This window comes from Sorangiineae bacterium MSr12523, from assembly GCA_037157775.1.
Classification (GTDB): domain Bacteria; phylum Myxococcota_A; class Polyangia; order Polyangiales; family Polyangiaceae; genus Pendulispora; species Pendulispora brunnea.
The window spans coordinates 1218551-1245208 of record CP089982.1 but is presented as its reverse complement, the minus strand read 5'-3'; the positions used below and the strand labels follow the sequence as shown (position 1 = coordinate 1245208).

Here is a 26658-nt window from a genome sequence, read left to right as displayed (position 1 = left end):
TTTCTCGCGTTTTCAGGACGCGAGGCGGGTGAGAAAACATGAAACCATCGAATCCCTCTTCGTCTGCGACGAATGTGACAGATTTGTGCGCGTGGTTGCGTGAAGACATCGCTCACTCGCTGGGGGTGGGTGCAGGCTCCATCGATACGGCAGTGCGGTTCCGCGAGCTCGGCCTCGAGTCGGGGCAAATCACCGCCCTCATTGCGCGCCTCTCGCATCGCATCGGCCGCGACCTCTCCCCCACCGTCGCTTGGCAGCACCCTACACCGCGCGCGCTGTCGCAGCATGCAGCCTCGCTCGCGGCCAATGCAGGAGCGTCACCGTCCGTGTCCAAGGATGCGTCGGCTTCTTCCCGCGTGCGGGCGAATGCAACCTCCATGGAGCCCGTGGCCATCGTGGGGATCGCGTGCCGCTTGCCGGGCGGAGTGCGCTCGCCGGAGGAATTTTGGTCCCTCCTCTGTGAGAAGAGGAATGGCATCCGTGAGGTGCCCGCCGAACGATGGAACGCCGATGCGTACTTCGACGAGGATCCCGCGGCCCCTGGGAAGATGAGCACCCGATGGGGAGGCTTCCTCGATAGGGTCGACGCATTCGACGCCGCGTTCTTCGGCATTTCGGCGCGCGAGGCGCAGCATATGGACCCACAGCAGCGCCTCTTTCTCGAGATGGCGTGGCACGCGCTCGAGGACGCGGGGATCGATGCATCGACGGTTCGAGGCCTGCCCGTGGGAGTCTTCGCCGGCGCCATGTGGAGCGACTACGCGCGTCTTTCTCATGGCGATGCGCAGGCCATCGATACGCACACCGCCACGGGGCAGGATACGTCAATCATCTCGGCACGCGTGAGCTACCTTCTCGGCCTGGAAGGACCGAGCCTCACGATCAACACGGCGTGCTCCTCCTCGTTGGTGGCCGTCCACCTTGCATGCCAAAGCTTGCGACTCGGCGAGACAACGATGTCGCTCGCAGGCGGGGTTCACGTCATTGCCTCCCCGGAAAGCACGGTGGCGATGACCAAGTTCGGTGCGATGAACCCCCGAGGGCAATGCCGCGCGTTCGACGGCGGGGCCAATGGATATGTCCGCAGCGAGGGCGGCGGGGTCGTCGTCTTGAAACGACTCCGTCGCGCCATCGCCGATGGCGATCGCATTTATGCGCTCATTCGGGGCACCGCCGCCAACAACGATGGATTCTCCAATGGCCTGACCGCCCCCAATCCGCAAGCGCAAGAAGCCATGCTGCGGGCCGCGCATGCGGCGGCGTCCGTGGATCCGGGCTCGATTCACTACGTGGAAACACACGGCCCGGGCACCATTCTCGGAGATCCCATCGAGGCGGGTGCACTCGGTGCCGTCTTCGGACCGCATCATTCGGCCGAGCGGCCATTGCGCATCGGATCGGTGAAAACGAACCTTGGTCACTTGGAGGCCGCCGCCGGCGTGGCTGGTTTGGTCAAGGTGGCGCTTTCGCTTCATCATGGTGCGCTCCCGGGCAATCTTCATTTCGATGAACCCAATCCGCATATTGCGTTCGAGGCGTTGAATCTAAAAGTCCAGACGGAGCTCGAACCATGGCCGCATCATGGAGAAACGCCGCGCGCCGGGATCAGCTCGTTCGGCTTCGGGGGCACCAATTGCCACGCCGTGCTCGAGGCGGCGCCGGCGAGCCCGAAGGTTCTTCTCGCGCTGGGGGCGAACACCGCCACGGAGCTTCGCGAGCAAGCACTCGCCACCTTGGATGTCGCCTTCCGGTTGCGAACCTTGGATGATGCGACGGCCCTTTGCCGAGCGACCTCGCCGGCGAGCACCGGAACCAAGCATCGCGCGACCGTGATGGGCCGCGACACGGATGAGCTGGTGCGCGGTCTGTCGGAGCTTCTCGCAGGAGGGCTTCAGGCGCAGCCACCCGTGGAGGGGCCTCCGCGGATCGTGTTCGTATGCCCGGGACACGGTTCGCAGTGGCTCGGGATGGGGCGCGCGCTGCTGCTGCAAGAGCCGTCGTTTCGGAGCGCCATCGAGGCATGCGATCGGCACGGCTCGGCGCTCCTGGGTTGGTCCATCGTGGAGGAATTGCTGGCCGATGAGGCGCACTCCCGCCTCGAGGACGCGGTCGTCGTACAAGTTTTGCTCTTCGCCGTGCAACTCGGCCTGGGCGCCCTGTGGCGCGCGTGGGGGATCGAGCCGGATGCCGTGGTCGGCCATAGCATGGGGGAGATCACCGCCGCCTGCTTGGCGGGCATTCTCGACATCGAGGACGGCCTGCGCGTGGTCGTCGAACGGAGCCGGGTCGTCGCCGAACATGCGCTGGGCCAAGGTGGCATGCTGGCCGTGTCATTGCCGGAGGACGAAGTACGTTTTCTCGTTGATGACGTCGATGGCGATGGCCTGGTGATTGCGGGGTTCAATGGTCCTCGCTCGACGGTGCTCTCGGGATCGCTGCCCGCCATCGAGCGCGCACGCGGAGAATTGGCCGCTCGCGGGGCCAAATGCCATCGCGTGAAAATCGATTACGCCTCCCATAGTGGCCAAATGGATCCTTTGCTCGAACGGCTGCGGGCGGGCGTAAAAGGGATTTCGCCGAAGCCGGCCCGTCTGTCGATGCGTGGAACGGCGTGGGATGCTTGGCTGGCCGGGCCCGAGTGCGGGCCGGATTACTGGGCCTCCAATTTGCGCAATCCCGTGCGCTTTCGATCGGCCATCGAGGCGCTGGCGGAGGGCGGCCCGGCGGTGTTCGTCGAGTTGAGCCCGCACGCGGTGCTGACCAAGCCGATCGACGAGACGCTGCGTGCGATGAACGCCGAGGCCTACGTGCTTCCGTCGTGCTTTCGCCACGAGGACGAACGCGGGGCGATGCTGGAGAGCCTTGCCGCGCTCTTCCGGCTGGGCATCGATCCAAGGTGGTCCGCCGTAACGGGCACACGCGCGCTGGTCGTGCGGGAGCCCTCGCTTCGAGAGCGGATGCACGCGTGCGAAGAGACCGCGGGCCATCGCGTCGTTCCGGTCTCGGCCAAAACGGAGGAGGCGCTGCGCGCGCAGGCTGCCGCGCTTCACGCGCACGTGGAGGCGCACCCCGAGCTCGCCTTCACGGACATCGCGTATTCGCTGGCGAGCACGCGCGCGCGATTGGAGCGGCGGGCGGCGCTGATCGTGCACGATCGGGCCGAGCTGCTGCGGGCGCTGGCGGCCCTGCGCAGCGGCGCGGTCGACACGCGTGTCGTGACCGGAAGAAAGAAGGCGGACGGCAAGGTCGCTTTCGTATTCCCAGGCCAAGGCTCGCAATGGGCCGGGATGGCGCGTGCGCTGCTCGTGTCATCTTCGGAATTTCGCGCACGGATCGAGGCGTGCGAACGGGCCCTGGCTCCGCACGTCGCATGGTCGCTGCTCGCGGTGCTGCGCGGCGATGCGGGGGCTCCGTCGCTCGAACGCGTGGATGTCGTGCAGCCGGCGCTTTTCGCCATGATGGTTTCCCTCGCCGCCCTTTGGAAATCGGTCGGGGTGCGGCCCGATGCCGTCATCGGGCACAGCCAGGGCGAGATTGCGGCGGCCTGCGTCTCCGGCGCCCTCGGCCTCGAGGATGCCGCCAAGATCGTCGCGCTTCGCAGCAAGGCCCTGCTTCGCCTCGCGGGGCAAGGGGCGATGGCCTCCGTGGAACTCGACGCCGGCGCGGTATCGCGACACATCGCATCGTATGGCGATCGCCTTTGCGTGGCCGCCATCAACGGCCCTCGCTCCACCGTCGTCTCGGGCGAACCCGAGGCCATCGACGGCTTCGTCGCCGAAATGTCCTACGCCCAGGTCTTCGCCCGCAAAGTGCGCGTCGACATCGCCTCGCACTCGCCCCGCATGGAGGCGATTCGCGAGCAGCTGCACCACGATCTCGGCGACCTGCGCCCGCGCGATGGCACCGTTCCTTTGTATTCGACGGTCGACGCGACGCCCATCGATGGCGCCTCGCTCGATGCCGGCTATTGGTTTCGCAATGTGCGACAGCCCGTGCGGTTTGCGGAGGGTGTCGACAAGCTTCTTGCCGATGGCTTCGCCTTCTTCGTCGAGATCAGCCCTCATCCCGTGCTCACCCTCGCCGTACAATCGGCCTTGGAGGCTGCGGGAAGCGAGGGGATCGTGGTTTCTTCGTTGCGGCGCGATGAAGGCGACATCGCGCGGCTCCTGGCATCCGCGGGCGAGCTTCACGTCGCCGGGCTCGAGCTCGATTGGAGTGCGACGCTCCCCTTCGGGCGAAAGGTCGCACTGCCCACGTATCCCTTTCAAGGGCAGCGCTTCTGGGTGGAGGCCGCGACCCCGCGCGCTTCGGCAGCGTCCGGACGAACGCGCCCCTTTCGCATGTCGGCCCTTCCCGATGTCGTCTTTTCGGAGCGAGAGCTGTCCCTGAAGGAGCTCCCCTGGCTTCGCGATCATCAGGTCGAAGCGGCGTGTGTTTTTCCCGGCGCCGCGTCCATCGAAATGGCCTTGGCCGCCGCAAAAGCGTCCTCCAGCGATATCGTCCTCGAGGACATCGAGCTCAAAGAGGCCCTCGTTTTCTCCGAGGAGAAGGCGCTGGTTCAAATGGCCTGGCGCGAAGACGGCCCCGCCTCGTGGCGATTCCATCTATCGCGCGCCGACGGAGAGGCGTCGTGGCAGGAGCTCGTTTCGGGGCGGGCCCGTTCGGGCCTTCGCCCAGCGCAAGGTGCGCCGCCTTCCCTCGAGGTCGCAAAGGCGCGGTGCACGGACGCGCGCGCGGTCGATGCGTTCTACGCGATGCTGTCGCGCATGGGCCTGAAATATGGGCCAGCATTCCGCGGCGTCCGCGAGCTCTTTGGCCAAACCGGCGGCGTGCGTGCGCTGGGGCGAGTCGAGTTGCCTGAGTTGCCTGCGCAAGCCACGCATGCTGCGGGCTATGTCGTTCACCCCGCGCTCCTCGATGCGTGCATCCACGTGGCGTTCGCCGCGGCCGAATGCACACCGGAGGATGGGCCAATGGTCCCCGTTTTCGTCGGGCAGGTTCGCATGGGTGAAACGGCATCGACTGCGCGCGCCTGGTGCGAGGCCGAGGTCACGCGCGACGCCGCGGGCGATCTCGTTGCGCACCTGTCGCTATGGAACGACCACGGTGCGTCCATTGGAGAGATCCGCGGGCTGCGCATGGCGCGGCTCGAACGCGGGGCGCGGGGCGCCGAAGAGCCGCTGGCCGATGCCCTGCTCACCGTCGCATGGGAGGAGCGTAAACCTTGGTTCGCGAACACGGCCTCGGGCCCGACCCGACAGCGCTGGGTGATCTTCGCCGGCGCCGGCGATGCAGGCCGGCGTGTCGCGGCGGAGATGAACGCGCGCGGCATTCAGGTCGACGTCGTCGATGCCTCCCTGGCGCGCCATCGCGCGGCCATCGCGCGCTTTTTCGACCCGACGTTGCACGGCGTGATGTTCCTCGGCGGGCTCGATGCCCCGTCGGGATGGCTGGGCGCGCTGCACCTCGTGCAGGAGCTTGCATCGCGAACATCGCGTTTTCCACCGCGCCTCGTGATGGTCTGCCATCGCTCGCAATCGCCACGCGCCTCGGGTGGTGTGCGCCCCGAGCAGGCTTTGCTCTGGGGGCTCGGTGGCTCCGTGCGCTCGGAGCACGCGTCGCTGCGGCCTCTTCGCGTCGACCTCGGTGACCTCGAGGATGCGTCCGAGCTGCGAGCCCTGACCCTTTTGGCCTTGAGCGACACGGAGGAGGACCAGGTCGCCCTGCGCGGCGACGCGGTGTTCGTGGCGCGCTTGCAACGCCAAACGCTGCCCGAGACGATCCGCCAGCGCCTCGAGCCCGCGGGGGATCGGCCGTATCGGCTCGAGATTGGCACCCCCGGCCAGACGGACACGCTGCGCCTCGCACCACTCACGCGAACGCCGCCGGGCTCGGGCGAAGTCGAGATCGCGGTGGAGACGGCGGGGCTCAATTTTCTCGATGTGCTCTCCGCATTGGGTGAAATTCCGGGCGCGGGACTGGGCTGCGAATGTGCAGGGCGCGTCGTTCGGGTGGGACATGGTGTTTCGGCGTTCCGCGAGGGCGACCGCGTGCTCGCGCTCGGGATGAATGCATTCGCAACGCACGTCACGGCGCCGGAATCGCTGGTTTTCCGGGTTCCGGAGGATATGACCCTCGAGCAAGCGGCCACGTTGCCCATCGTGCATTTGACCGCGTATTACGCACTTCATCACGTCGCGCGTTTGAAGGCGACGGACCGCGTGCTCGTTCACTCGGCCACCGGCGGCGTGGGACTCGCGGCCTTGGAGTGGGCACGCCACGTGGGTGCCACCATCATCGCCACGGCAGGCACCGAGGAAAAGCGCGCATGGCTCCGCGAAAAGGGAATTCGCTTCGTCTCCGACTCGCACTCCGACCAATTCGTGGAGGACGTCCAGCGCTGGACCGACGGCGAGGGCATCGACGTCGTGCTCAATTCGCTTTCCAGTCCATATTTGGAGAAGAGCTTCGGGCTTCTGCGGGAGGGCGGCCGCTTCGTCGAATTGGGAAAACGCGATTATCTCGCCAACCGCGGCATCGGATTGAAGCCATTTCTGAAAGGTTTGTCCTTCACCTTGGTGGACGTGGCCACCATGTTGAAGCGCGAGCCCGCGCTCGTGCGGTCCGTATTTCTCGAGGTTCTCGAGCACGTCCGGCGCGGTACGCTGACGCCGCTCGTCCACCAGACGATGGGTCTCTCCCGCGCGCAGGACGCTTTCTGGGAAATGGGCCGTGGCAAGCACATTGGCAAATTCGTATTGCGCGTCCGCGAGCCGGAGCCCCCGTGCATTACCGCCCCGGTCGATTCCAATGCGACCCTCATAAAACGGAATGCGACGTATCTGGTGACGGGCGGTCTGGGCGGACTTGGAGCCTCGCTCGCGGGCTGGATGGCCGAGCACCACGCAGGGCACCTCGTGCTCATGGGCCGCCAAGGCATCACGCGGGACGAGCAGTGCAAGGCGGTGGAGGCGATGCGTGCGCACGGCACCCGCGTGACCGTGATGGCGGGGGACGTTGCCGATCGCGCGGCGCTGACGGCGGCGCTGGATGCGGTCCCGGCGGAGTATCCGCTCAAGGGCGTCGTGCATGCCGCGGGACTCCTCGACGATGGGCTGCTGGTGGACCAATCCGTGGATCGCTTCGAACGCGTGCTCGCACCGAAGGTCGCGGGAGCGCAGGCGCTGCACGAACTTACGCGGCATCTCGACCTCGACTTTTTCGCGCTCTACAGCTCGATCACGACCTTGCTCGGAAGCCCGGGGCAGGGAAATTACACGGCGGCCAACGCGTTTCTCGATGCCCTCGCCCATCACCGGAGGAGCCTGGGCCTGCCCGCCGTATCCATCGCATGGGGAGCGTTCTCCGAGGTGGGCCTGGCGGCCAGGGACGAGCAACGCGGGGCACGGCTCGCCGGGCGCGGAATGGATCTGCTCTCACCGAAAGACGGAAATACCATGTTCGCAAAAGCCCTCTTGGCCAATCTTCCGCATATCGCCGTCTGCCCTCTGGACGTGCACCAATGGGTGGAGTTCTACCCCGAGGCCGCCGGATGGCCCTACCTCGGTGCGTTGCTGGCCGAGGCGCCCCGCACGTCCGACCGCCAGCGCGATGTGGATTGGCTGCAGAACCTGCGCACGGCATCGGTGGCCGAAGCGCGGCGCGAGCTGACGGCGCACGTGCTCGTGCAGATCGGGCGCGTTCTACGTGCGGATCCAACCCATCTCGATCCTGCAACACCCTTCAAGGCGCTGGGGATCGATAGCCTGATGGGCATCGAACTTCGCAATCGATTGGAGGTGAGCATCGGCCAGGCTCTTCCCTCCACGGTGGTGTGGACGTACCCGACGGCGCGTGCATTGGCCGATTTGCTGGTCGAGCGGCTGTGCGGCGGGCAGGGCGAAGGGAATTCGACGCAGAAGCAAAATGAGCCTGCCGCGGTGCCGTGGCCAGAAATCCCGGTGGCGGAAGACACGCTGCTCAAAGAATTGACGGAACTCGAGGAGGTTCTCGGTGGCTGATCGAAATGGTAGTTCCCCCGTCGATGCCCAACGCATTCTCCTCGCGCTTCGAAACGCGAAGAGCCGTGTCGAAGAATTGGAATCGCGATTGCGCGAGCCCATCGCCATCGTTGGGATGGGTTGTCGGTTTCCCGGAGGCGACGGCCTCGAGCCGTTCTGGGAGACTTTGCAATCGCAAAAGGACATGATCCGCGAGGTGCCCGATTCGCGCCTCGTAGGGCCATGGCCCGCAGGCGTGCCTCGGTGGGCGGGTCTGCTCGACGAGGAGCCGGACAGTTTCGATGCGGACTTTTTCGGTATTGCGCCGCGCGAGGCCGTTGCACTCGATCCGCAGCAGAGGCTTTTGCTCGAGGTGGGCTGGAATGCGCTGGAGCATGCGGGACTCGTCCCGGATCGATTGCGTGCCTCGCGAACGGGTGTGTTCGTGGGGCTTTGCTTCAACGATTACCAACACCACGTGAAGCGCCGTGCGGATGGGGAGCGCGATGCCTACGAGGTCACCGGGAATATGGCCAGCACCGCGGCGGGCCGGCTCTCGTACGTATTTGGGTTCTCCGGGCCCGCGGTGACGCTCGATACGGCGTGTTCGAGTTCGCTCGTGGCCATTCACATGGCTTGTCAGAGTTTGCTCACGCGAGAGTCCGATTTGGCGCTGGCGGGCGGGGTGAATCTGATTCTGTCGGAGCACACGACGGCAGCCCTGGCGCGAACCCAGGCCTTCTCGCCCGATGGCCGCTGCAAGACGTTCGATGCATCGGCGAACGGCTTCGTGCGGGGCGAGGGCTGCGGCATGGTGGTGCTCAAGCGCCTCTCGGATGCAAAACGGGATGGCGACGAGGTCCTGGCCCTGGTGCGAGGCTCCGCGGTAAACCAGGATGGGCGCTCCACGGGGCTCACGGCGCCCAATGTGCTCGCGCAGGAGGCGTTGCTTCGGGATGCATTGGGGCGCGCTGGGGTGGCACCGGATTCGATAGGATTCATCGAGTGCCATGGGACGGGGACGTCGCTGGGGGATCCGATTGAGACGGATGCCCTGAGGGCGGTGTTTGGGGCCGCGCGGGAGGATGGCTCGAAGGTGTGGCTCGGCGCGCTCAAGACGAACATTGGGCATTTGGAGGCCGCGGCCGGGGTGGCAGGGCTCATCAAAGTGGTGCTGGCGCTACGGCATCGGAGGCTGCCTGCGAACTTGCACCTACGGCATGTGAGCCCGCTGGTGCGGCTCGGGGGGACGCCGTTGTGTCCTTTGACGGAAGGGGTGGAGTGGGCACCGATTAATGGGCGGCGCATTGCGGGGGTGTCGGGATTTGGGCTCAGTGGGACGAATGCTCACCTCGTGATCGAGGAGCATGGAGCGCATCCAGCCGGCCAGAGGCCGGCGGTCCGCCGGCAGGATGCCGGCGATCCATCCCTTGCCACCACCTTGGTACTGTCGGCCAAAACAGAGGGGGCGTTGCGGGCGCAAGGCCAGCGATTGGGTGCGTATTTGGAGACGCATCCTGAAACGAATCTTGTCGATGTGGCGTATTCGCTTGCTACAACGCGATCGCATTTCGATGTGCGCGCGGCGTTCGTCGCACGCGATCGCGCGCAGGTTCGCGAGCAGCTCGCGGCGTTGGTGGCTTCGAATGTGAAGCACACGAAGAAGCTTGCCGTGCTCTTTACCGGGCAAGGTAGTCAGTATGCGGGCATGGGGCGGGCGCTCTATGACGCCTTTCCGCGCTTTCGCGAGGTCTTCGATGACGTGAGTGCGCGCTTCGAACCGCTCGATGTCGAGCGCATTCACGAAACCGGTGTCGCGCAGCCCGCGCTCTTTGCCCTCGAGGTCGCGCTCTTCAGGCTCCTCGAGTCCTGGGGCCTTCACCCCGATTTGCTCCTCGGGCACTCCATTGGCGAGATTGTCGCCGCTCATGTCGCAGGCGTGCTCTCCCTCGACGATGCATGCACCTTGGTCGCGGCGCGTGCGCGCCTCATGCAGGCTCTCCCTCCCGGCGGTGCCATGCTGGCGCTCCAGGCCTCCGAGGACGAAGTGCGCCCCTTGCTCGACGCACGCATCGATATTGCCGCCATCAATGCGCCGCAGTCCATTGTCATCGCCGGCGACGAGGAACCCGTTCTCGACCTGGCACGTCACTTCGAGGCCCTTAGTCGAAAGACCTCGCGACTGCGCGTCAGCCACGCCTTCCACTCTCCTCGCATCGACCCCATGCTCGACGACTTCCGTCGCGTGGCCGAGACGCTCTCTTACCAGCCTCTCCGCATTCCCATCGTCTCCAACCTCACGGGCAGGCGCGCCGAAACCCACGACATCGCCTCCCCCGATTACTGGGTGCGCCATGTCCGGCACGCCGTCCGCTTTCTCGATGGCGTCCGCACCTTGCACGCCGAAGGCGCCACCACCTTTCTCGAAATCGGGCCCCACGGCGTCCTCGCTCCTTTGGCCGAGGCCTGCCTGGGCTCCTCCGACCATCTCGCCTTCCTGCACTCGCTCCACAAAGACCACGGCCACGAGAGCCTCCTCGCCGCCGTCGGAGCTCTCCATGCCCACGGCCATCACGTCGATTGGGACGCCTTCTTTGCACCCCAGCAGCCCTCGCGGATCGCGCTGCCCACGTATCCTTTCCAGCGTGAACGCTTCTGGGTCGACGCCGATCCGTCGAACGATGCGGCGGGCGATGCATGGCGCTACCGCGTCACCTGGAAGGCGCTGCCCTCCACGAAAGCCGGGCCCCGCATCGACGCCACCGTTTGGCTCGTGACGTCGGCAGAGGATCCGCGGCACGAGCTTGTCGCAACGCTGTCGCGCGCCCTCACGGACCAGGGCGCGCACGTGATGCCCATCGCCATCGACAGCACGGCTGGGCGTGCGGGCATCGTGGCGCTCTTGCGCGAAACGGGAGCATCGGCGCCGCACACCATCGTCTCGATGCTCGCGCTCGATACGGAGTCGTTGCCCGGCCATGCGGCATTGCCCCGCGGCCTCGCCACGACCCTCGAGCTCACGCAGGCCCTCGGGGAGCTCTCGTTGGCGGCCCCGCTTTGGATGCTCACGCAGGGCGCCGTGTCGGTTGCGCCCTCCGATCCTCTCGCGGCGCCGATTCAAGCGCTGACATGGGGCTTGGGGCGCACGCTTGCCGTCGAGCACCCGGAGCGGTGGGGCGGGCTGCTCGATCTTCCCGCGTCGTTGGACGCGACGTCCGCGCGCAAGCTGGTCGCGGCCCTGGGGCGCGATGAAGACGAGATGGCGCTGCGGGCATCGGGCCTGTTCGCGCGACGGCTGGTGCGGGCACGCTTCACGAAACCCGAGGACGCGCAGCCGTGGAAACCGCGCGGCACCGTGCTGGTCACCGGCGGAACCGGAGGCGTGGGTGCTCGGGTTGCACGATGGCTCGCACACCACGGGGCCGAGCATCTCGTGCTCACCAGCCGGCGAGGTCCCGATGCACCGGGCGCGCGGGAGCTCGAACAGGAGCTCACCGGCCTGGGGGTACGCGTCTCCCTCGAGGCGTGCGACAGCTCGGATCCCGACGCGCTGGCGGCGCTTCTTGGGCGGCTCGACGATCTGCGCGCCGTCTTCCACGCGGCGGGCGTGACGCAGCAGCAGCCCCTCGACCAGATGGGGCGCGAGGACGTGGAGCGCGTGCTGGCCGCCAAGGCCGCGGGTGCGTCTCACTTGGACCGGCTTCTCGGCGACAGGCCACTCGATGCCTTCGTGCTCTTCGCGTCCGTCGCGGGCACGCTGGGCAATGGGCATCAAGGGGCCTATGCGGCTGCCAATGCGTACCTCGACGCGCTCGCCGAGAATCGCCACGCACGCGGGCTCGCGGCGACCGCCATCGCGTGGGGACTCTGGGCCGGCGATGGCATGGGGGCGGGCGATGGCGTCGAAGAGCACCTGCGCCGCCGCGGTCTGTTGCCCATGGATCCCGATGGCGCGCTCGAGGCGTTGCAGCAAGCGCTGGGTCGCGCGGAGCCGGCGCTGCTCGTGGCCGACATCCAGTGGGCCCAATTCGCGCCGTTTCTCGCGGCTGCGCGCACGCGGCCCTTGCTCCTCGAGGTGCCCGAGGCGCGGCGTGCGCTCGATGGGCTGGCCTCCGCAACGGACGAGCGGGCGCTTCTCGAGCGCCTTCGCAGCCTCGGCGAGAGCGAGCGCCTGCCGCACGTCGAAACGTTGGTGCTGCGCGAGACGGCGGCCATTCTGGGCCATCGCGATGCGTCGCGCATCGATGCGCGCACGGGCTTTGCGAACCTCGGGCTGGACTCACTCATGGCGGTGGGGCTCCGGCAGCGCCTCCGCCGCGCAACCGGAATTGCGCTTCCGGCAACCGTGACATTCGATCTTCCGACACCGCGCCATGTCGCGAGCTTTCTGCTCGAGTCCCTGGGCGGCACCACCGCGACGACGACGCCCGAGCGTCGTGCCACGGGCACCGCGCACGAGAACGCCGCGATTGCGGTGGTCGGCATGGGATTGCAGCTTCCGGGCGGCGTCGTCGATCTGGAGAGCCTTTGGCAGGTGCTCGCGAAGTCGACGGACACGCTCCGAGCCGTTCCGTCGGATCGATGGGATGCAGAGGCCATCTACGACACCGATCCCGACGCCAAGGAGAAGGCCTACGTTCGGCACGCGGCCTTCCTGGATCGGGTGGATCGATTCGATGCCGCCTTTTTCGGCATCAGCCCGCGCGAGGCGCGGCATGTCGACCCGCAGCACCGGTTGCTGCTCGAGGCGAGCTGGCAGGCGCTGGAGAACGCGGGGGTCGTTCCGGAGTCGCTCGAGGGTTCCCGAACCGGCGTGTTCGTGGGGATCGGAGCGAGCGAGTACGAGATTCTTCAGCGCCGGGCCAGCGATGGGGAGGCGTATGCGCTTTTGGGGACGCAGCCTTCGTTTGCGGCGGGAAGATTGGCCTTCACCTTGGGCCTCCAAGGCCCCGCGCTTTCCGTGGATACGGCGTGCAGCTCGTCGCTCGTGGCATTGCACCTTGCGTGTCAGGCCTTGCGCCGCGGTGAATGCCAGCTTGCGTTGGCGGGCGGTGTCCAAGTCATGGCTGCGCCGGAGCTGTTCGTGTTGCTGTCACGGACGCGGGCGCTCGCGCCCGATGGGCGATCGAAGACGTTCTCCGATGGCGCCGATGGCTACGGGCGCGGGGAAGGCGTGGTCGTGCTTGCCCTCGAGCGCCTCGAGGATGCGCACGCGAATGCGCGGCGCGTGCTGGCCGTCGTGCGCGGGTCGGCGGTCAACCACGACGGGGCGAGCAGCGGTATCACCGCGCCCAATGGCACTTCGCAGCAGAAGGTGCTGCGGGCGGCCCTCGACGATGCGCAGCTTCGCGCGGCGGATATCGACGTGGTCGAGTGCCATGGCACGGGCACCGCGCTTGGGGATCCCATCGAGGTGCAGGCGTTGGCTGCCGTCTACGGCGACGGACGCGAGCCGGAGCGGCCGCTGTTGCTCGGCGCCGTGAAGACGAACATTGGACACCTCGAGTCGGCCGCGGGGTTGGCGGGTGTGGCCAAGATCATTGCGTGCTTGCAGCATGGGGCACTGCCTGCGACGTTGCACACGACGCCGCGCAATCGGCATATCGATTGGGATGCGCTGCCGGTGCGCGTGGTGGATGCGATGGTGCCCTGGGCGAATGGGGATAGGGCGCGCCGGGCAGGTGTTTCGGCATTCGGGCTCAGTGGGACGAATGCGCATGTGATTATCGAGGAGGGGCCAGGGCGGCATGAAGAAGCGCATGGAGCGTCGTCGGTTGCCGTCACTCCGTTTGTCTTGTCGGCCAAAACAGAGGGGGCGTTGCGGGCGCAAGGTCAGCGACTGGGCGATTACCTCGAGGCGAATTCCAATGCAAACTTGGTCGATATTGCGTATTCGCTTGCTACCACGCGATCGCATTTCGATGTACGCGCGGCGTTCGTCGCGCGCGATCGCGCGCAGGTTCACGAGCAGCTCGCGGCGTTGGTGGCTTCGAATGTGAAGCACACGAAGAAGCTTGCCGTGCTCTTTACCGGGCAAGGTAGTCAGTATGCAGGCATGGGGCGGGCGCTCTATGACGCCTTTCCGCGCTTTCGCGAGGTCTTCGATGACGTGACTGCGCGCTTTGACCCGCTCGATATGGAGCGCATTCACGAAACGGGTGTCGCGCAGCCCGCGCTCTTTGCCCTCGAGGTCGCGCTCTTCAGGCTCCTGGAGTCCTGGGGCCTTCACCCCGATTTGCTCCTCGGGCACTCCATTGGCGAGATTGTCGCCGCTCATGTCGCAGGCGTGCTCTCCCTCGACGATGCATGCACCTTGGTCGCCGCGCGCGCCCGCCTCATGCAGGCTCTTCCTCCGGGCGGCGCCATGGTGGCGCTCCAGGCCTCCGAGGACGAAGTGCGCCCCTTGCTCGACGCACGCATCGATATTGCCGCCATCAATGCGCCGCAGTCCATTGTCGTCGCCGGCGACGAGGAACCCGTTCTCGACCTGGCACGTCACTTCGAGGCCCTTGGTCGAAAGACCTCGCGACTGCGCGTCAGCCACGCCTTCCACTCTCCCCGCATCGACCCCATGCTCGACGACTTCCGTCGCGTGGCCGAGACGCTCTCTTACCAGCCTCCCCGCATTCCCATCGTCTCCAACCTCACGGGCAGGCGCGCCGAAACCCACGACATCGCCTCCCCCGATTACTGGGTGCGCCATGTCCGGCACGCCGTCCGCTTTCTCGATGGCGTCCGCACGTTGCACGCCGAAGGCGTCACCACCTTTCTCGAAATCGGGCCCCACGGCGTCCTCGCTCCTTTGGCCGAGGCCTGCCTGGGCTCCTCCGACCATCTCGCCTTCCTGCACTCGCTCCACAAAGACCACGGCCACGAGAGCCTCCTCGCCGCCGTCGGAGCTCTCCATGCCCACGGCCATCACGTCGATTGGGACGCATTCTTTGCACCCCAGCAGCCCTCGCAGGTCGCGCTGCCCACGTATCCCTTCCAGCGCGAACGCTTCTGGGTCGACGTGCCGCAGAACGCCGAGAACGCGTGGGGGTATCGCATCTCCTGGCAGTCGATGCCCACGGTACCCGTCGGGGGTTCCCTCGAGGGTGCGTGGTGGCTCGTCACCCCCACGCGCATCGTCGACGAGGCGCTCGTCGAGGCATTGTCGCGCGCGCTCGTGGAGCGTGGTGCCCATGTCGTGCCATTGCAGATCGACGAGCACGACCGCGCGCGGATCGTCGAACGCCTTCGTGAAGCGCTTGCCCGCGAGGCGGCGCCGCGCGGCATCGTTTCCTTGCTGGCATTGGATACGGAGTCGTTGCCGGGGCACGAGACCGTGCCGCGCGGACTCGCCGCGACGCTCGGGTTCGCGCAGGCGATGGGCGATGTCGATCTTCGCGCGCCGCTCTGGATGCTCACGCAAGGCGCCGTCTCCGCCGGAGCGAACGACGCGCTGACGTCGCCGCGGCAAGCGTTGACATGGGGCATAGGACGGGTCATCGCGCTCGAGCACCCGGAACGGTGGGGCGGATTGCTCGACCTACCCGCCCACCTCGATGCCGGTTTGGCCGCATCCATCGTCGGCGCCCTGGCGGGTGACGAGGACCAGATCGCACTTCGCGCGTCCGGCCTGCTGTCGCGTCGCCTCGTGCGGCATCAGGAGGCATCCATTGCACCTACATGGAAACCGCGCGGAACCGTCTTGATCACGGGGGGTACGGGGGCGCTCGGTGCCCATGTGGCGCGGTGGCTCGCGCGGCAGGGTGCCGAGCATCTCGTGCTCACCAGCCGAAGCGGTCCCGAGGCGCTGGGGGCCGGCGTCCTGCGCCGCGAACTGGAGGAGCTGGGCGTTCGCGCCTCCATCGAAGCATGCGACAGCGCCGATCCCGAGGCGCTCGCGGCGCTGCTCGGGCGGCTTCAGGGACTGCGTGCCGTCGTGCATGCGGCGGGGATCGTTCGGCAGCAGGAGCTCGACGCGCTGACCATCGGCGATCTGCACGACGTGCTCGCGGCCAAGGTCTCCGGCGCGTTTCATCTGGATCGCCTTCTCGGCGATGCGCCGCTCGATGCCTTCGTGCTGTTTTCCTCCATTGCGGGCGTCTGGGGCAGTGCGCGGCAATCGGCCTACGCCGCGGCCAACGCTTACCTGGACGCGCTGGCCGAGAACCGGCGGGCCCGCGGGCTCGCCGCCACCGCCATCGCATGGGGGCCTTGGGCGGACGGCGGCATGGCGGCGGACGCCGATGCGCAAAGCTTCCTGCAGCGGCGCGGCCTCCGGCTCATGTCACCTTCCCGTGCGCTCGAAGCCCTGCATCGCGCGCTCTCCGAGGGCGCGGCGACGCGCACCGTGGCCGACGTCGATTGGCCTCGATTTGCACCGGCGTTTGCCTCGGGGCGAGCGCGTCCGCTCCTTCACGCGCTCCCCGATGCGTTCCGTGCCCTCGAGGCGAGCGAGGCATCCGCGCCGGGCGACGCCAACGACGGCCTCGCGGCGCGGCTGCGCGGCCTTGGCGAGGGCGAGCGGCTCGAGTACCTCCTCGAGCGCGTGCGCGGTGAGTGCGCCGCGGTGCTCGGCCACGACGATCCCGCGCAGCTCGATCCGCAGACCGGCTTCGCCGATCTCGGACTCGATTCCCTGATGGCCATCGAGCTGCGCCGCCGCTTGCAACGCGTGGCAGGGGTGGCCCTCCCGGCGACCCTGACCTTCGATTTCCCATCGCCTCGTCATGTCGCGGGCTTCTTGCTCGAGGCCCTCGGGCTCGCGGCCGCGACCACGCACGATGCACCGCGCGCACTCGTTTCCGACGGCAACTCGCCCATCGCCATCGTGGGCATGGGCTTGCGCCTTCCCGGTGGCGTCGTCGACCTCGCGTCGTTCTGGCATCTCCTCGAGACGTCCGCCGACACGGTGCGCGTGGTCCCGGAGGACCGCTGGGATGCCGATGCGGTGTACGATCCGGATTTCGACGCGAAGGACAAGTCCTACGTCCGGCACGCGGCCTTCTTGGATCGCGTGGACCTGTTCGACGCCGCCTTCTTCGGGATCAGTCCGCGCGAGGCGCGGCACATCGATCCGCAGCATCGGTTGCTGCTCGAGGCGAGTTGGAAAGCTCTCGAGGACGCGGCCCTGGTCCCCGATGCGCTTCGTGACTCGCAGACCGGTGTCTTCGTGGGCATCGGGCCCAGTGATTACGAGTTGCGGCTGCAGGATCACGACGCGGAGGCCTATGCCGTCACCGGTACGCATACCTCGTTTGCGGCGGGGCGATTGGCGTTCACCTTGGGCCTCCAAGGCCCCGCGCTTTCCGTGGACACCGCGTGCAGCTCGTCGCTCGTTGCGCTGCACCTTGCGTGTCAGGCTTTGCGCCGCGGGGAGTGCCAGCTTGCGCTGGCGGGTGGCGTCCAAGTCATGGCCGCCCCGGAGCCCTTCGTGTTGGCATCGCGAACGCGGGCGCTCGCGCCCGATGGGCGATCGAAGACTTTCTCCGATGGTGCCGATGGCTATGGGCGCGGGGAAGGCGTGGTCGTGCTTGCCCTCGAGCGCCTCGACGATGCGCACGCGAATGGCCGGCGCGTGCTGGCCGTCGTGCGCGGGTCGGCGGTCAACCACGACGGGGCGAGCAGCGGTATCACCGCGCCCAATGGCACTTCGCAGCAGAAGGTGCTGCGGGCGGCCCTCGACGATGCGCAGCTTCGCGCAACCGATATCGACGTGGTCGAGTGCCATGGCACGGGCACCGCGCTCGGAGATCCCATCGAGGTGCAGGCGTTGGCTGCCGTTTACGGTGACGGACGCGAGCCGGAGCGGCCGCTGTTGCTCGGCGCCGTGAAGACGAACATTGGACATCTCGAGTCGGCGGCGGGCTTGGCCGGGGTGGCCAAGGTCATTGCGTGCTTGCAGCATGGGGCACTGCCGCCGACGTTGCACACGACGCCGCGCAATCGGCATATCGATTGGGATGCGTTGCCCGTACGCGTGGTGGATGCGATGGTGCCTTGGGCGAATGGGGATCGGGCGCGCCGGGCAGGTGTTTCGGCATTCGGACTCAGTGGGACGAATGCTCACGTCATTATCGAGGAGGGGCCAGGGCGGCCAGAGCATGAAGAACCATCCGTTGCGTCGTCGGTTGCCACCACCTTTGTCTTGTCGGCGAAGACGGAGGGAGCGTTGCGGGCGCAAGGCCAGCGATTGGGCGACTACCTCGAGGCGAATCCCAATGTGAACTTGGGCGATGTGGCGTATTCGCTTGCCACCACGCGGTCGCATTTCGAGTGGCGCGCGGCCTTTGCGGCGGGCAATCGCGAGCAGGTGCGGCAGGGACTTGCGTCGCTGGTGCCTTCGCACGCGAAGCGCGGAAGGAAGCTGGCGGTGCTCTTCACGGGGCAAGGCAGTCAGTACGCCGGCATGGGCGTCGTTCTTCGAGACGGCTTTCCGCTTTTTCGCGAGGTCTTCGATCACGTTCGCTCACGTTTCGAGTGGCTCGACGACGAGCGCATTCACGAGACCGGTGTCGCGCAGCCCGCGCTGTTTGCGCTGGAGGTCGCCCTCTTTCGGCTTCTCGAATCGTGGGGCCTTCGGCCCGATCTGCTCCTCGGGCACTCCATCGGCGAGATCGTCGCCGCTCATGTCGCGGGCGTGCTCTCCCTCGACGATGCATGCACCTTGGTCGCGGCGCGCGCGCGCCTCATGCAGGCACTTCCACCCGGGGGTGCCATGATCGCGGTGCAAGCTTCGGAGGAGGAAGTACGGCCTCGGCTCGACCCGCGCGTCGACATTGCCGGGCTCAATGCGCCGCACTCCACCGTCATCGCCGGCGATGACGACGCCGTTCGCGCCGTCGCCCTCCACTTCGAGGCCCTTGGCCGAAAGACCTCGCGACTGCGCGTCAGCCACGCCTTTCACTCGCCGCTCGTCGAGCCCATGCTCGACGACTTCCGACGCGTGGCCGAAACGCTCTCCTACGAGCCTCCACGCATTCCCATCGTTTCCAACCTCACGGGGCTTCACGCCCAGGCGTCCGACATCGCCTCGCCCGATTATTGGGTGCGGCACGCGCGGCACGCAGTTCGCTTTCTCGATGGTGTCCGTGCGCTTCGTGCCGAGGGTGTGAGCACGTTTCTCGAGCTCGGCCCGCATGGGGTGCTTTCTCCCCTCGCCCAGGCTTGCCTCGATCCCGACGATGACCTCGCGTTCGTGCCGACCCTGCACAAGTCGCGCGGCGTCGAGACGCTCGCCTCCGCCGTGGGCGCGCTCCACGCCCGTGGGCATCGCATCGACTGGGAGGCCTTCTTCGAGCCTCTTCGTCCATCGCGCGTGGCCCTTCCTACCTATTCCTTCCAGCCCGAGCGCTTTTGGATCGAGCGCGCCGAACGCCGCGGCGCGCAGGCCGGGCGCTACCCGCTCGCGGGACAGCGGTTCGATCTTCCCGATGGCACCGTTTTGCACACCCTCGACATTGGACCGGCGGTCCAATCGTATCTCCAGGACCACCTGGTCTACGGCCGCATCGTGGTGCCGGGCGCTTTCTACGTCGCGGTCCTTCTCGCCGTGGCGGAGGCGCATTGGCCGGACCAACCCCTGGAGCTGCGCCAGGTGGAGTTCCTACGCCCCATCTCGTTCGAGCGAACCAGCGAGCGCGTCACCTTGCATCTTCAACTCTCCCGCGCGCCGCAGGGGTTCTCCGTGCGCCTCTGCACCCGCCACGCCGACGAGTGGACGACCCATGTGACGGCGGTCATCGATGCTTCGAGCCTTACGCCCGACTCGCAGCGCGCTCCCCTTCGGGCACCCGCATCGGATGAAACGCCCGAGGCCACCTCGCGCCTCGACACACTGCTGCGCGCACTGCAGGTCGACTTTGGTCCTCGGTGGCGGTGGCTGCACCAGATCGATGGCACCCGCGAGCGTACGGGCCTTGCGCGGCTGCACGCGCCCGAGGAGGTTCCGTCGGACGATGCGCCCATGCCCGGTGGTCTCGTCGACAGTGTCTTTGCCCTGGCGCTTTGGATTCGCTCGGAGGCGGGCGGGCGCGAGGTCGAAAACCCGACGCCGCGTCTGCCGTTTGCCGTCGAGCGACTCGTTTGGTACGGACGGCATGCCGTTCCCGTGTGGGCCGAGCACGCGCTCCGTGGCGAGACGGCCGATGGCGACGTCAGTTTCTCCGAGATGACCTTCTGGGACGCCGAGGGCACGCCGCTTGCGCACATCGAGGGATTCTCCTCCCGGCGCGCACCGGCGACGCAGTTCTTCGCCGACCAGGTGCAGTCCAACCTGTATTCCGTTGCCTGGAGCGAGCTGCCGGCCCCCTCCGCGCCCCAGGAAACGTGGGCGGTCGTCGGCGATGACGCCCTTCGTCTCGGCACCGCGCTCGATGCACGCGCCTACCCCGATCCGAATGCGCTCCGCGATGCCATCGCGCAGGGCGATCCATTGCCCGCGGTGGTGGCGCTCGTCCTCGCGCCCGACGAGAGCGACGCGCCCGATGCCGACGCACCCCTGCGCGCCCATCGCGTGCTGCATCGCCTGCTTGCTCTTCTGCAGCCGTGGCTCGCCCACGACGACTTCGCCCCCTGCCGTCTCCTCGTGATCACCCGCAATGCCGTCGCCGTGCACCCTGGTGAGGCGCTCGATCCTGCGCAGGCGCCGATTGGGGGCCTCGTGCGCTCGGCGCAACTCGAGCACCCGACGCGGCCCATCGTGCTGCTCGACGTCGACGCCATCGATGCTCCGGCCATCCGCGCCGCGGCCACCGTCGCCGAGCCGCAGCTCGCCCTGAGGCAAGGCAAGCTGCACGCAGCTCGGATCGCGCGGGTCAAGGCGGAGGCGGAGACGCGGTCCCTCGATCCGAACGGCACCGTCCTGATCACCGGTGCCACGGGTGCGCTCGGCGCCGAAATCGCGCGACACCTCGTGGTCAACCATGGCGTGCGCGATCTGCTCCTCACGTCGCGCCAGGGACCTGCCGCCCCCGGGGCCGATACGCTCCTCGCCGATCTGCGCGCGGCCGGTGCGCGGGTCGTACTCCACGCCTGCGACGTCGCCAACCGCGACGACCTCGCGCAGCTGCTCGAGCACGTCGCGCCCGAGCATCCGCTCACGGCCGTCGTGCACACGGCGGGCGTGCTCGAGGATGGCCTGCTCGCATCCCTCACCGAGGATCGGCTCGATGCCGTCCTTCGGCCCAAGCTCGATGCGGCGTGGCATCTGCACGAGCTCACACGCCCGCTCGATCTGCGCGCGTTCGTCCTTTTCTCCTCGCTCTCCGGTGTCCTCGGCAGCGCAGGGCAAGCCAATTACGCGGCGGCCAATTGTGCGCTCGATGCGTTGGCGGCGCACCGGATCGCCCAAGGGTATCCGGCGTGCTCGCTCGCCTGGGGACCTTGGGACGGCATCGGCATGGCCGCGCGCTTGCCGGAGCAAGACCGCGCGCGCATCCGGCGGCAGGGGATCGTGCCCCTTTCGACGCAAGATGCCATCGCGCTCTTCGATGCCGCGCTCGCACGCCCGGAGGCGCTGCTCGTTCCGGTGCGCTTCGATGCTGCAGCGCTCGCGCAGCGGGGAGATGCCCTTCCCGCGCTTCTCCGCTCCCTGGTTCGTGCACCCGCGCGCAAAGTCGAGGCGCCGGCCCGCGCCATCGATGCCCTCACCGAGCGGCTTCGATCGCTCGGTGAGGCCGACCAAGTCCGCATGCTGCTCGACTTCGTCCGGCAGCACGTGGGCACCGTGCTCGATGCCAACCCCGTCTCCATCGAGCCTTTGCGCCCGCTGCAGGAGCTCGGCCTCGACTCCCTGATGGCCGTCGAACTCCGCGACCGGCTTGCCTCCGCCTCCGGGCGCCGGCTATCGGCCACGCTTCTCTTCGATTACCCCACGCCCGATGCGCTCGCACGGTGGCTTCGCACCGAGTTGCTCGGCGATCTGGCGGCGGCCTCCCCCGCAGTGCCCACCGCACCGCGCCCGACCCACGACACCGAGGATCCCATTGCCATCGTGGCCATGAGCTGCCGCTATCCGGGCAGTGTGCGCTCGCCGGAGGATCTCTGGCAGCTCCTTCACGATGGACGCGATGCCGTCGCCGCGTTCCCCATGGACCGGGGATGGGACATCGATGCGCTCTACGATCCCGATCCGGACGCCAAGGGCAAGATTTACGTGCGCGAAGGCGGCTTCCTCGAGCGGCCCGATCTCTTCGATCCCGCCTTCTTCGGATTGAGCCCGCGGGAGGCCATGTACCTCGACCCGCAGCAGCGGCTCTTTCTGGAGACGTCGTGGGAGGCTTTCGAGCGGGCGGGCATCGATCCTCTCTCGATGAACGAGACGCCGACCGGGGTCTTCGTCGGCGTTTGCTACAACGATTACAGCCTTGCGGTGCCGGCCCCGCGGGAGGCCGAAGATGGATATCCCGCATTGGGAACGTCCACGGCCATTGCGTCTGGACGCATTGCGTACACGCTGGGGCTCCAAGGCCCGACGGTCACCGTCGATACGGCGTGCAGCTCGTCGCTGGTGGCGATTCACCTCGCGTGTCAGGCACTGCGCAACGGTGAGTGCTCGCTCGCCCTCGCGGGTGGTGCGACGGTGTTTGCCACCCCCGAGCCGCTCGTCATCTTCAGCCGCCTCAAGGCACTGTCACCCGGAGGCCGTTGCCGCGCGTTCGCGGCCAATGCCGACGGCGCGGGCTGGGGCGAGGGCGCGGGCATGCTGCTCCTCGAGCGGCTCTCGGACGCGCGCAAGAATGGGCATCCCGTTCTCGCGCTCGTTCCCGGATCCGCGATCAACCAAGATGGAAAGAGCCAGGGCCTCACCGCCCCCAATGGGCCTGCGCAGCAGCGCGTGATCCGGCAGGCACTCGCACGTGCCCAGCTCTCGCCCCAAGACGTGGATGCCGTCGAGGCGCACGGCACCGGCACGCCGCTGGGCGATCCCATCGAGGCCTCGGCCCTCATGGCGACGTATGGCCGCGAGCATTCGCCCGAGCGGCCGCTGTGGCTCGGCACGGTCAAATCCAACGTGGGGCACACCCAGGCTGCGGCCGGCGTGGCGGGGGTCATCAAGATGGTCCTGGCCATGCAGCACGAGCTTCTGCCCAAGACGCTGCACGCCGATTCGCCGTCACCGCACATCGATTGGTCCGGCGACTCGGTGCGGCTTCTCCACGAGGCCACGCCATGGCCCACGAACGGGAGGGCGCGGCGCGCAGCCGTTTCGGCCTTCGGAATCAGTGGAACGAATGCGCACGTCATCCTCGAGGAGGCGCCGCGCACGGAGAGTCCCCTCGACGAAGCCGCCGTCACGGGCCCTCTGTTGATCCCCGTCTCGGGCAAGACCGAGGAGGCCCTTCGCGCGCAGGCCGCGCAGCTTCGCGCGCACGTCGAATCGCACCCCGAGCTCGCGCTCGCCGATATCGCGCATTCGCTGGCCACCACGCGCTCGCACTTCGAGCGGCGTGCCGCCCTCGTCGTGCGCGATCGCGACGAGTTGCTCGGCGCGCTCTCCGCCCTCCACGACGATGCGACCGCACCGCACGTCGTATCGGGAAGGAAGAAGGGCGAGGGAAAGATCGCCTTCGTCTTCCCCGGCCAAGGCTCGCAATGGCCCGACATGGCGCGTGCGTTGCTCGCGTCGTCCACCGCCTTCCGCGAGCAGCTCGAGGCGTGCGACCGTGCACTCGCCCCGCACGTCGATTGGTCGCTGCTCGCGGTGCTGCGCGGTGAGGACGGGGCACCCTCGCTCGAACGCGTCGATGTCGTGCAGCCGGCCCTCTTCGCCATGATGGTTTCGCTCGCGGCGCTCTGGCGTTCACTCGGTGTCGAGCCGGATGCCGTCATTGGGCATAGCCAGGGCGAGATCGCCGCCGCCTGCGTCGCGGGTGCGCTTTCGCTCGAGGATGCAGCCAAGATCGTGGCCCTCCGCAGCAAGGCGCTGCTGCAGGTCGCGGGACGCGGTGCCATGGCGTCGGTCGAGCTCGACGCCGAGACCGTCACCCAGCGCATCGCAGCCTATGGCGACCACCTCTGCGTGGCGGCCATCAATGGGCCTCGTTCCACGGTCGTCTCGGGTGCGCCCGAGGCCATCGACGACTTCGTCGCGCAAATGACCGCCGCGCAAATCTTCGCGCGCAAGGTGCGCGTCGACATTGCGTCCCATTCGCCCTGCATGGATGCGATTCGTGACGAGCTCCTTCACATCGTCGACGACGTGCGGCCACGCGCCGGTGCCACGGCGCTGTATTCGACGGTGGAGGCTGCGCCGATCGATGGGCAGACGCTCGATGCGGCCTATTGGTTCCGCAACCTGCGCCAGCCGGTGCGCTTCGCCGAGACCACCGAGAAGCTCGTTGCGGATGGTTTCACCTTCTTCGTCGAGCTTAGCCCGCACCCCATTCTTTCGATGGCCTTGCAGACCATCCTCGAGACGGCGAAGCGCGATGGGACCGTGCTGCCTTCACTGCGGCGCGACGAAGGCAGCATGATGCGGCTGCTCGCCTCGCTCGGCGAGCTTCACGTGGCCGGACTCCGGCTCGATTGGAACGCCGTCCTTCCGCGCGCGCGAACCATTGCCCTTCCAACGTACCCGTTCCGTCGCGAACGGTTCTGGACGGACGCCAAAGCGCCGACGAATGCCACGGATGCATCCGCCCCAGGCGATGCGCGCTTCTGGGACGCCGTTGCCAAAGGAAATCTCGACGCCCTCAGCGCGTCGCTCCGCATCGACGACCCCGTGCAGCGCGATTCCCTCGCATCCGTGCTGCCGGTCCTTGCCCGGTGGCATCGTGAGCGCGCGGATCGCAACACCGTGGATGCGTGGCGCTACCGCGTCATTTGGAAGGCGCTCTCTCCGTCGGCCTCGGGCGCGAGGCTCGAGGGCACGTGGTGGCTGCTCACCGCCGAGGGCCAAGGCGAAGCCGACACCTTGGCGCGCACGCTCACCGACCATGGTGCGCAGGTCGTACGGGTGACCGTGGACCGAGACGGAGACCGCGCAAGCTACGCGGCGCACCTGCAGGAGATCCTGGACCGCGGCCCGGCGCCGAGCGGCATTGTCTCGCTCCTGGCGCTCGACACCGCCCCGCTGCCCGCGCATCCGACGCTGCCATGCGGCTTTGCAGGCACCTTCGCGCTCGCGCAAGCTTTGGGCGATCTCGGGGTGGTGGCACCGCTCTGGCTCCTCACGCGCAGCGCCGTGTCCATTGGTCGCTCCGATCCGCTGGCCTCGCCGCTCCAAGCGCTGACGTGGGGCCTGGGCCGCGTCCTCGCGCTCGAACATCCGCAGCGTTGGGGCGGGTCGATCGATCTTCCGGCGACCCTCGATGCAACCGCGTTGCAACGACTCGTCGCGGGCCTCGCGGGCGACGAAGACCAGCTCGCGCTGCGCACCTCGGGCCTGTACGCGCGTCGCTTGGTGCGTGCCCCCTCGGGCGACGCGATGCCCGCGTCGGCGTGGAACGTGCGCGGAAGCGTCCTGGTCACCGGCGGCACGGGAGCTCTGGGCGCACACGTGGCGCGATGGCTCGCAGGGCAAGGAGCCGAACACCTCGTGCTGGCCAGCCGGCGGGGCCCGGATGCGCCGGGCGCGCGCGAGCTGTGCGACGAGCTCCAGGCCATGGGTGCACGCGTCTCGTTGGAGGCGTGCGACAGCTCCGATCCGGAGGCCCTCGCCGCGCTTCTCGAGCGGCACGGCGATCTGCGCGCGGTGGTGCACACCGCGGGTGTGACGCAGCAGAAGGCACTCGAGCAGACGACACTCGACGATCTGCACGACGTGGTGGCTGCCAAGGTGGCCGGGGCCTTCCACCTCGATCGGCTCCTCGGCGATCGGCCGCTCGATGCCTTCGTCCTCTTCTCCTCCATTTCGGGCGTCTGGGGCAGCGCGCAGCAAGCCGGTTATGCCGCCGGCAATGCCTACCTCGATGCCCTCGCCGAAAGCCGGCGTGCACGCGGGCTCGTGGCCACGGCCATCTCGTGGGGATCGTGGGCCGAGGGCGGGATGGGCTCGAGTGCGGAGGCTCGCAGCTTCCTGCAGCGCCTCGGATTGTTGCCCATGCCGGCCGCACGCGCCCTCGCGGCGTTGCGCCAAGCCGTCGACGACGGCGAAGCCACACTCACGGTCGCCCATGTCGATTGGACGCGCTTCGTACCGTCGTTCGCATCGGGCCGGCGTCGCCCGCTCCTCGATGCGCTTCCGGATGCGGTGAGCGTCGTGGAGGAGCTCGCGCGCGCCTCTGCAGCGGAGAGCACGGGCGACGTCTTCATCGCAACGCTTCGTGGCCTTTCCGAGGTGGAGCGGATGGAGCATCTCGTCGCGTTCGTGCGGACGGAAACGGCCGCAGTCCTTGGCCATCCCGATGCCTCGCGATTGGATGCGCACACGGGATTCGTCGACCTTGGCCTCGACTCCTTGATGGCCGTGGAGCTTCGGCGAAGCTTGCAGCGAAAGGCCGGGGTGATCTTGCCCGCGACCCTCGCGTTCGATCATCCCTCGCCGCACAGGGTGGCGAGCTTCGTGCTTACACAGCTGCGCGACGCCTTGGGTGAGGAGGCCCCCCGCGAAAGCGGCACCCTCGAGCGCAAGCGCGGCACCAAAGACGACCCTCTTCGCACCGATTTGGAAGCGCTCGAAGACGAAGCCCTTCTCGCCGTTGCAAGCACCTTTCTGGAGGTGAGCTGA

The 26658-nt window shown here is 67.7% G+C and carries 2 protein-coding genes; both read left to right on the top strand.

Features of this window, described 5'->3' with window-relative positions:
* Nucleotides 1-38 precede the first annotated feature (38 nt).
* Nucleotides 39-8021 carry an SDR family NAD(P)-dependent oxidoreductase gene (locus LZC95_05110; GenBank protein ID WXA96213.1) on the top strand — a complete coding sequence of 2661 codons (7983 nt, stop codon included), beginning with the start codon at nucleotides 39-41 and terminating at the stop codon, nucleotides 8019-8021.
* Nucleotides 8014-26658 (top strand): SDR family NAD(P)-dependent oxidoreductase, encoded by an 18645-nt coding sequence (locus LZC95_05105; GenBank protein WXA96212.1) that lies wholly within the window; start codon nucleotides 8014-8016, stop codon nucleotides 26656-26658. The genes LZC95_05110 and LZC95_05105 overlap by 8 nt, the downstream gene beginning before the upstream one ends.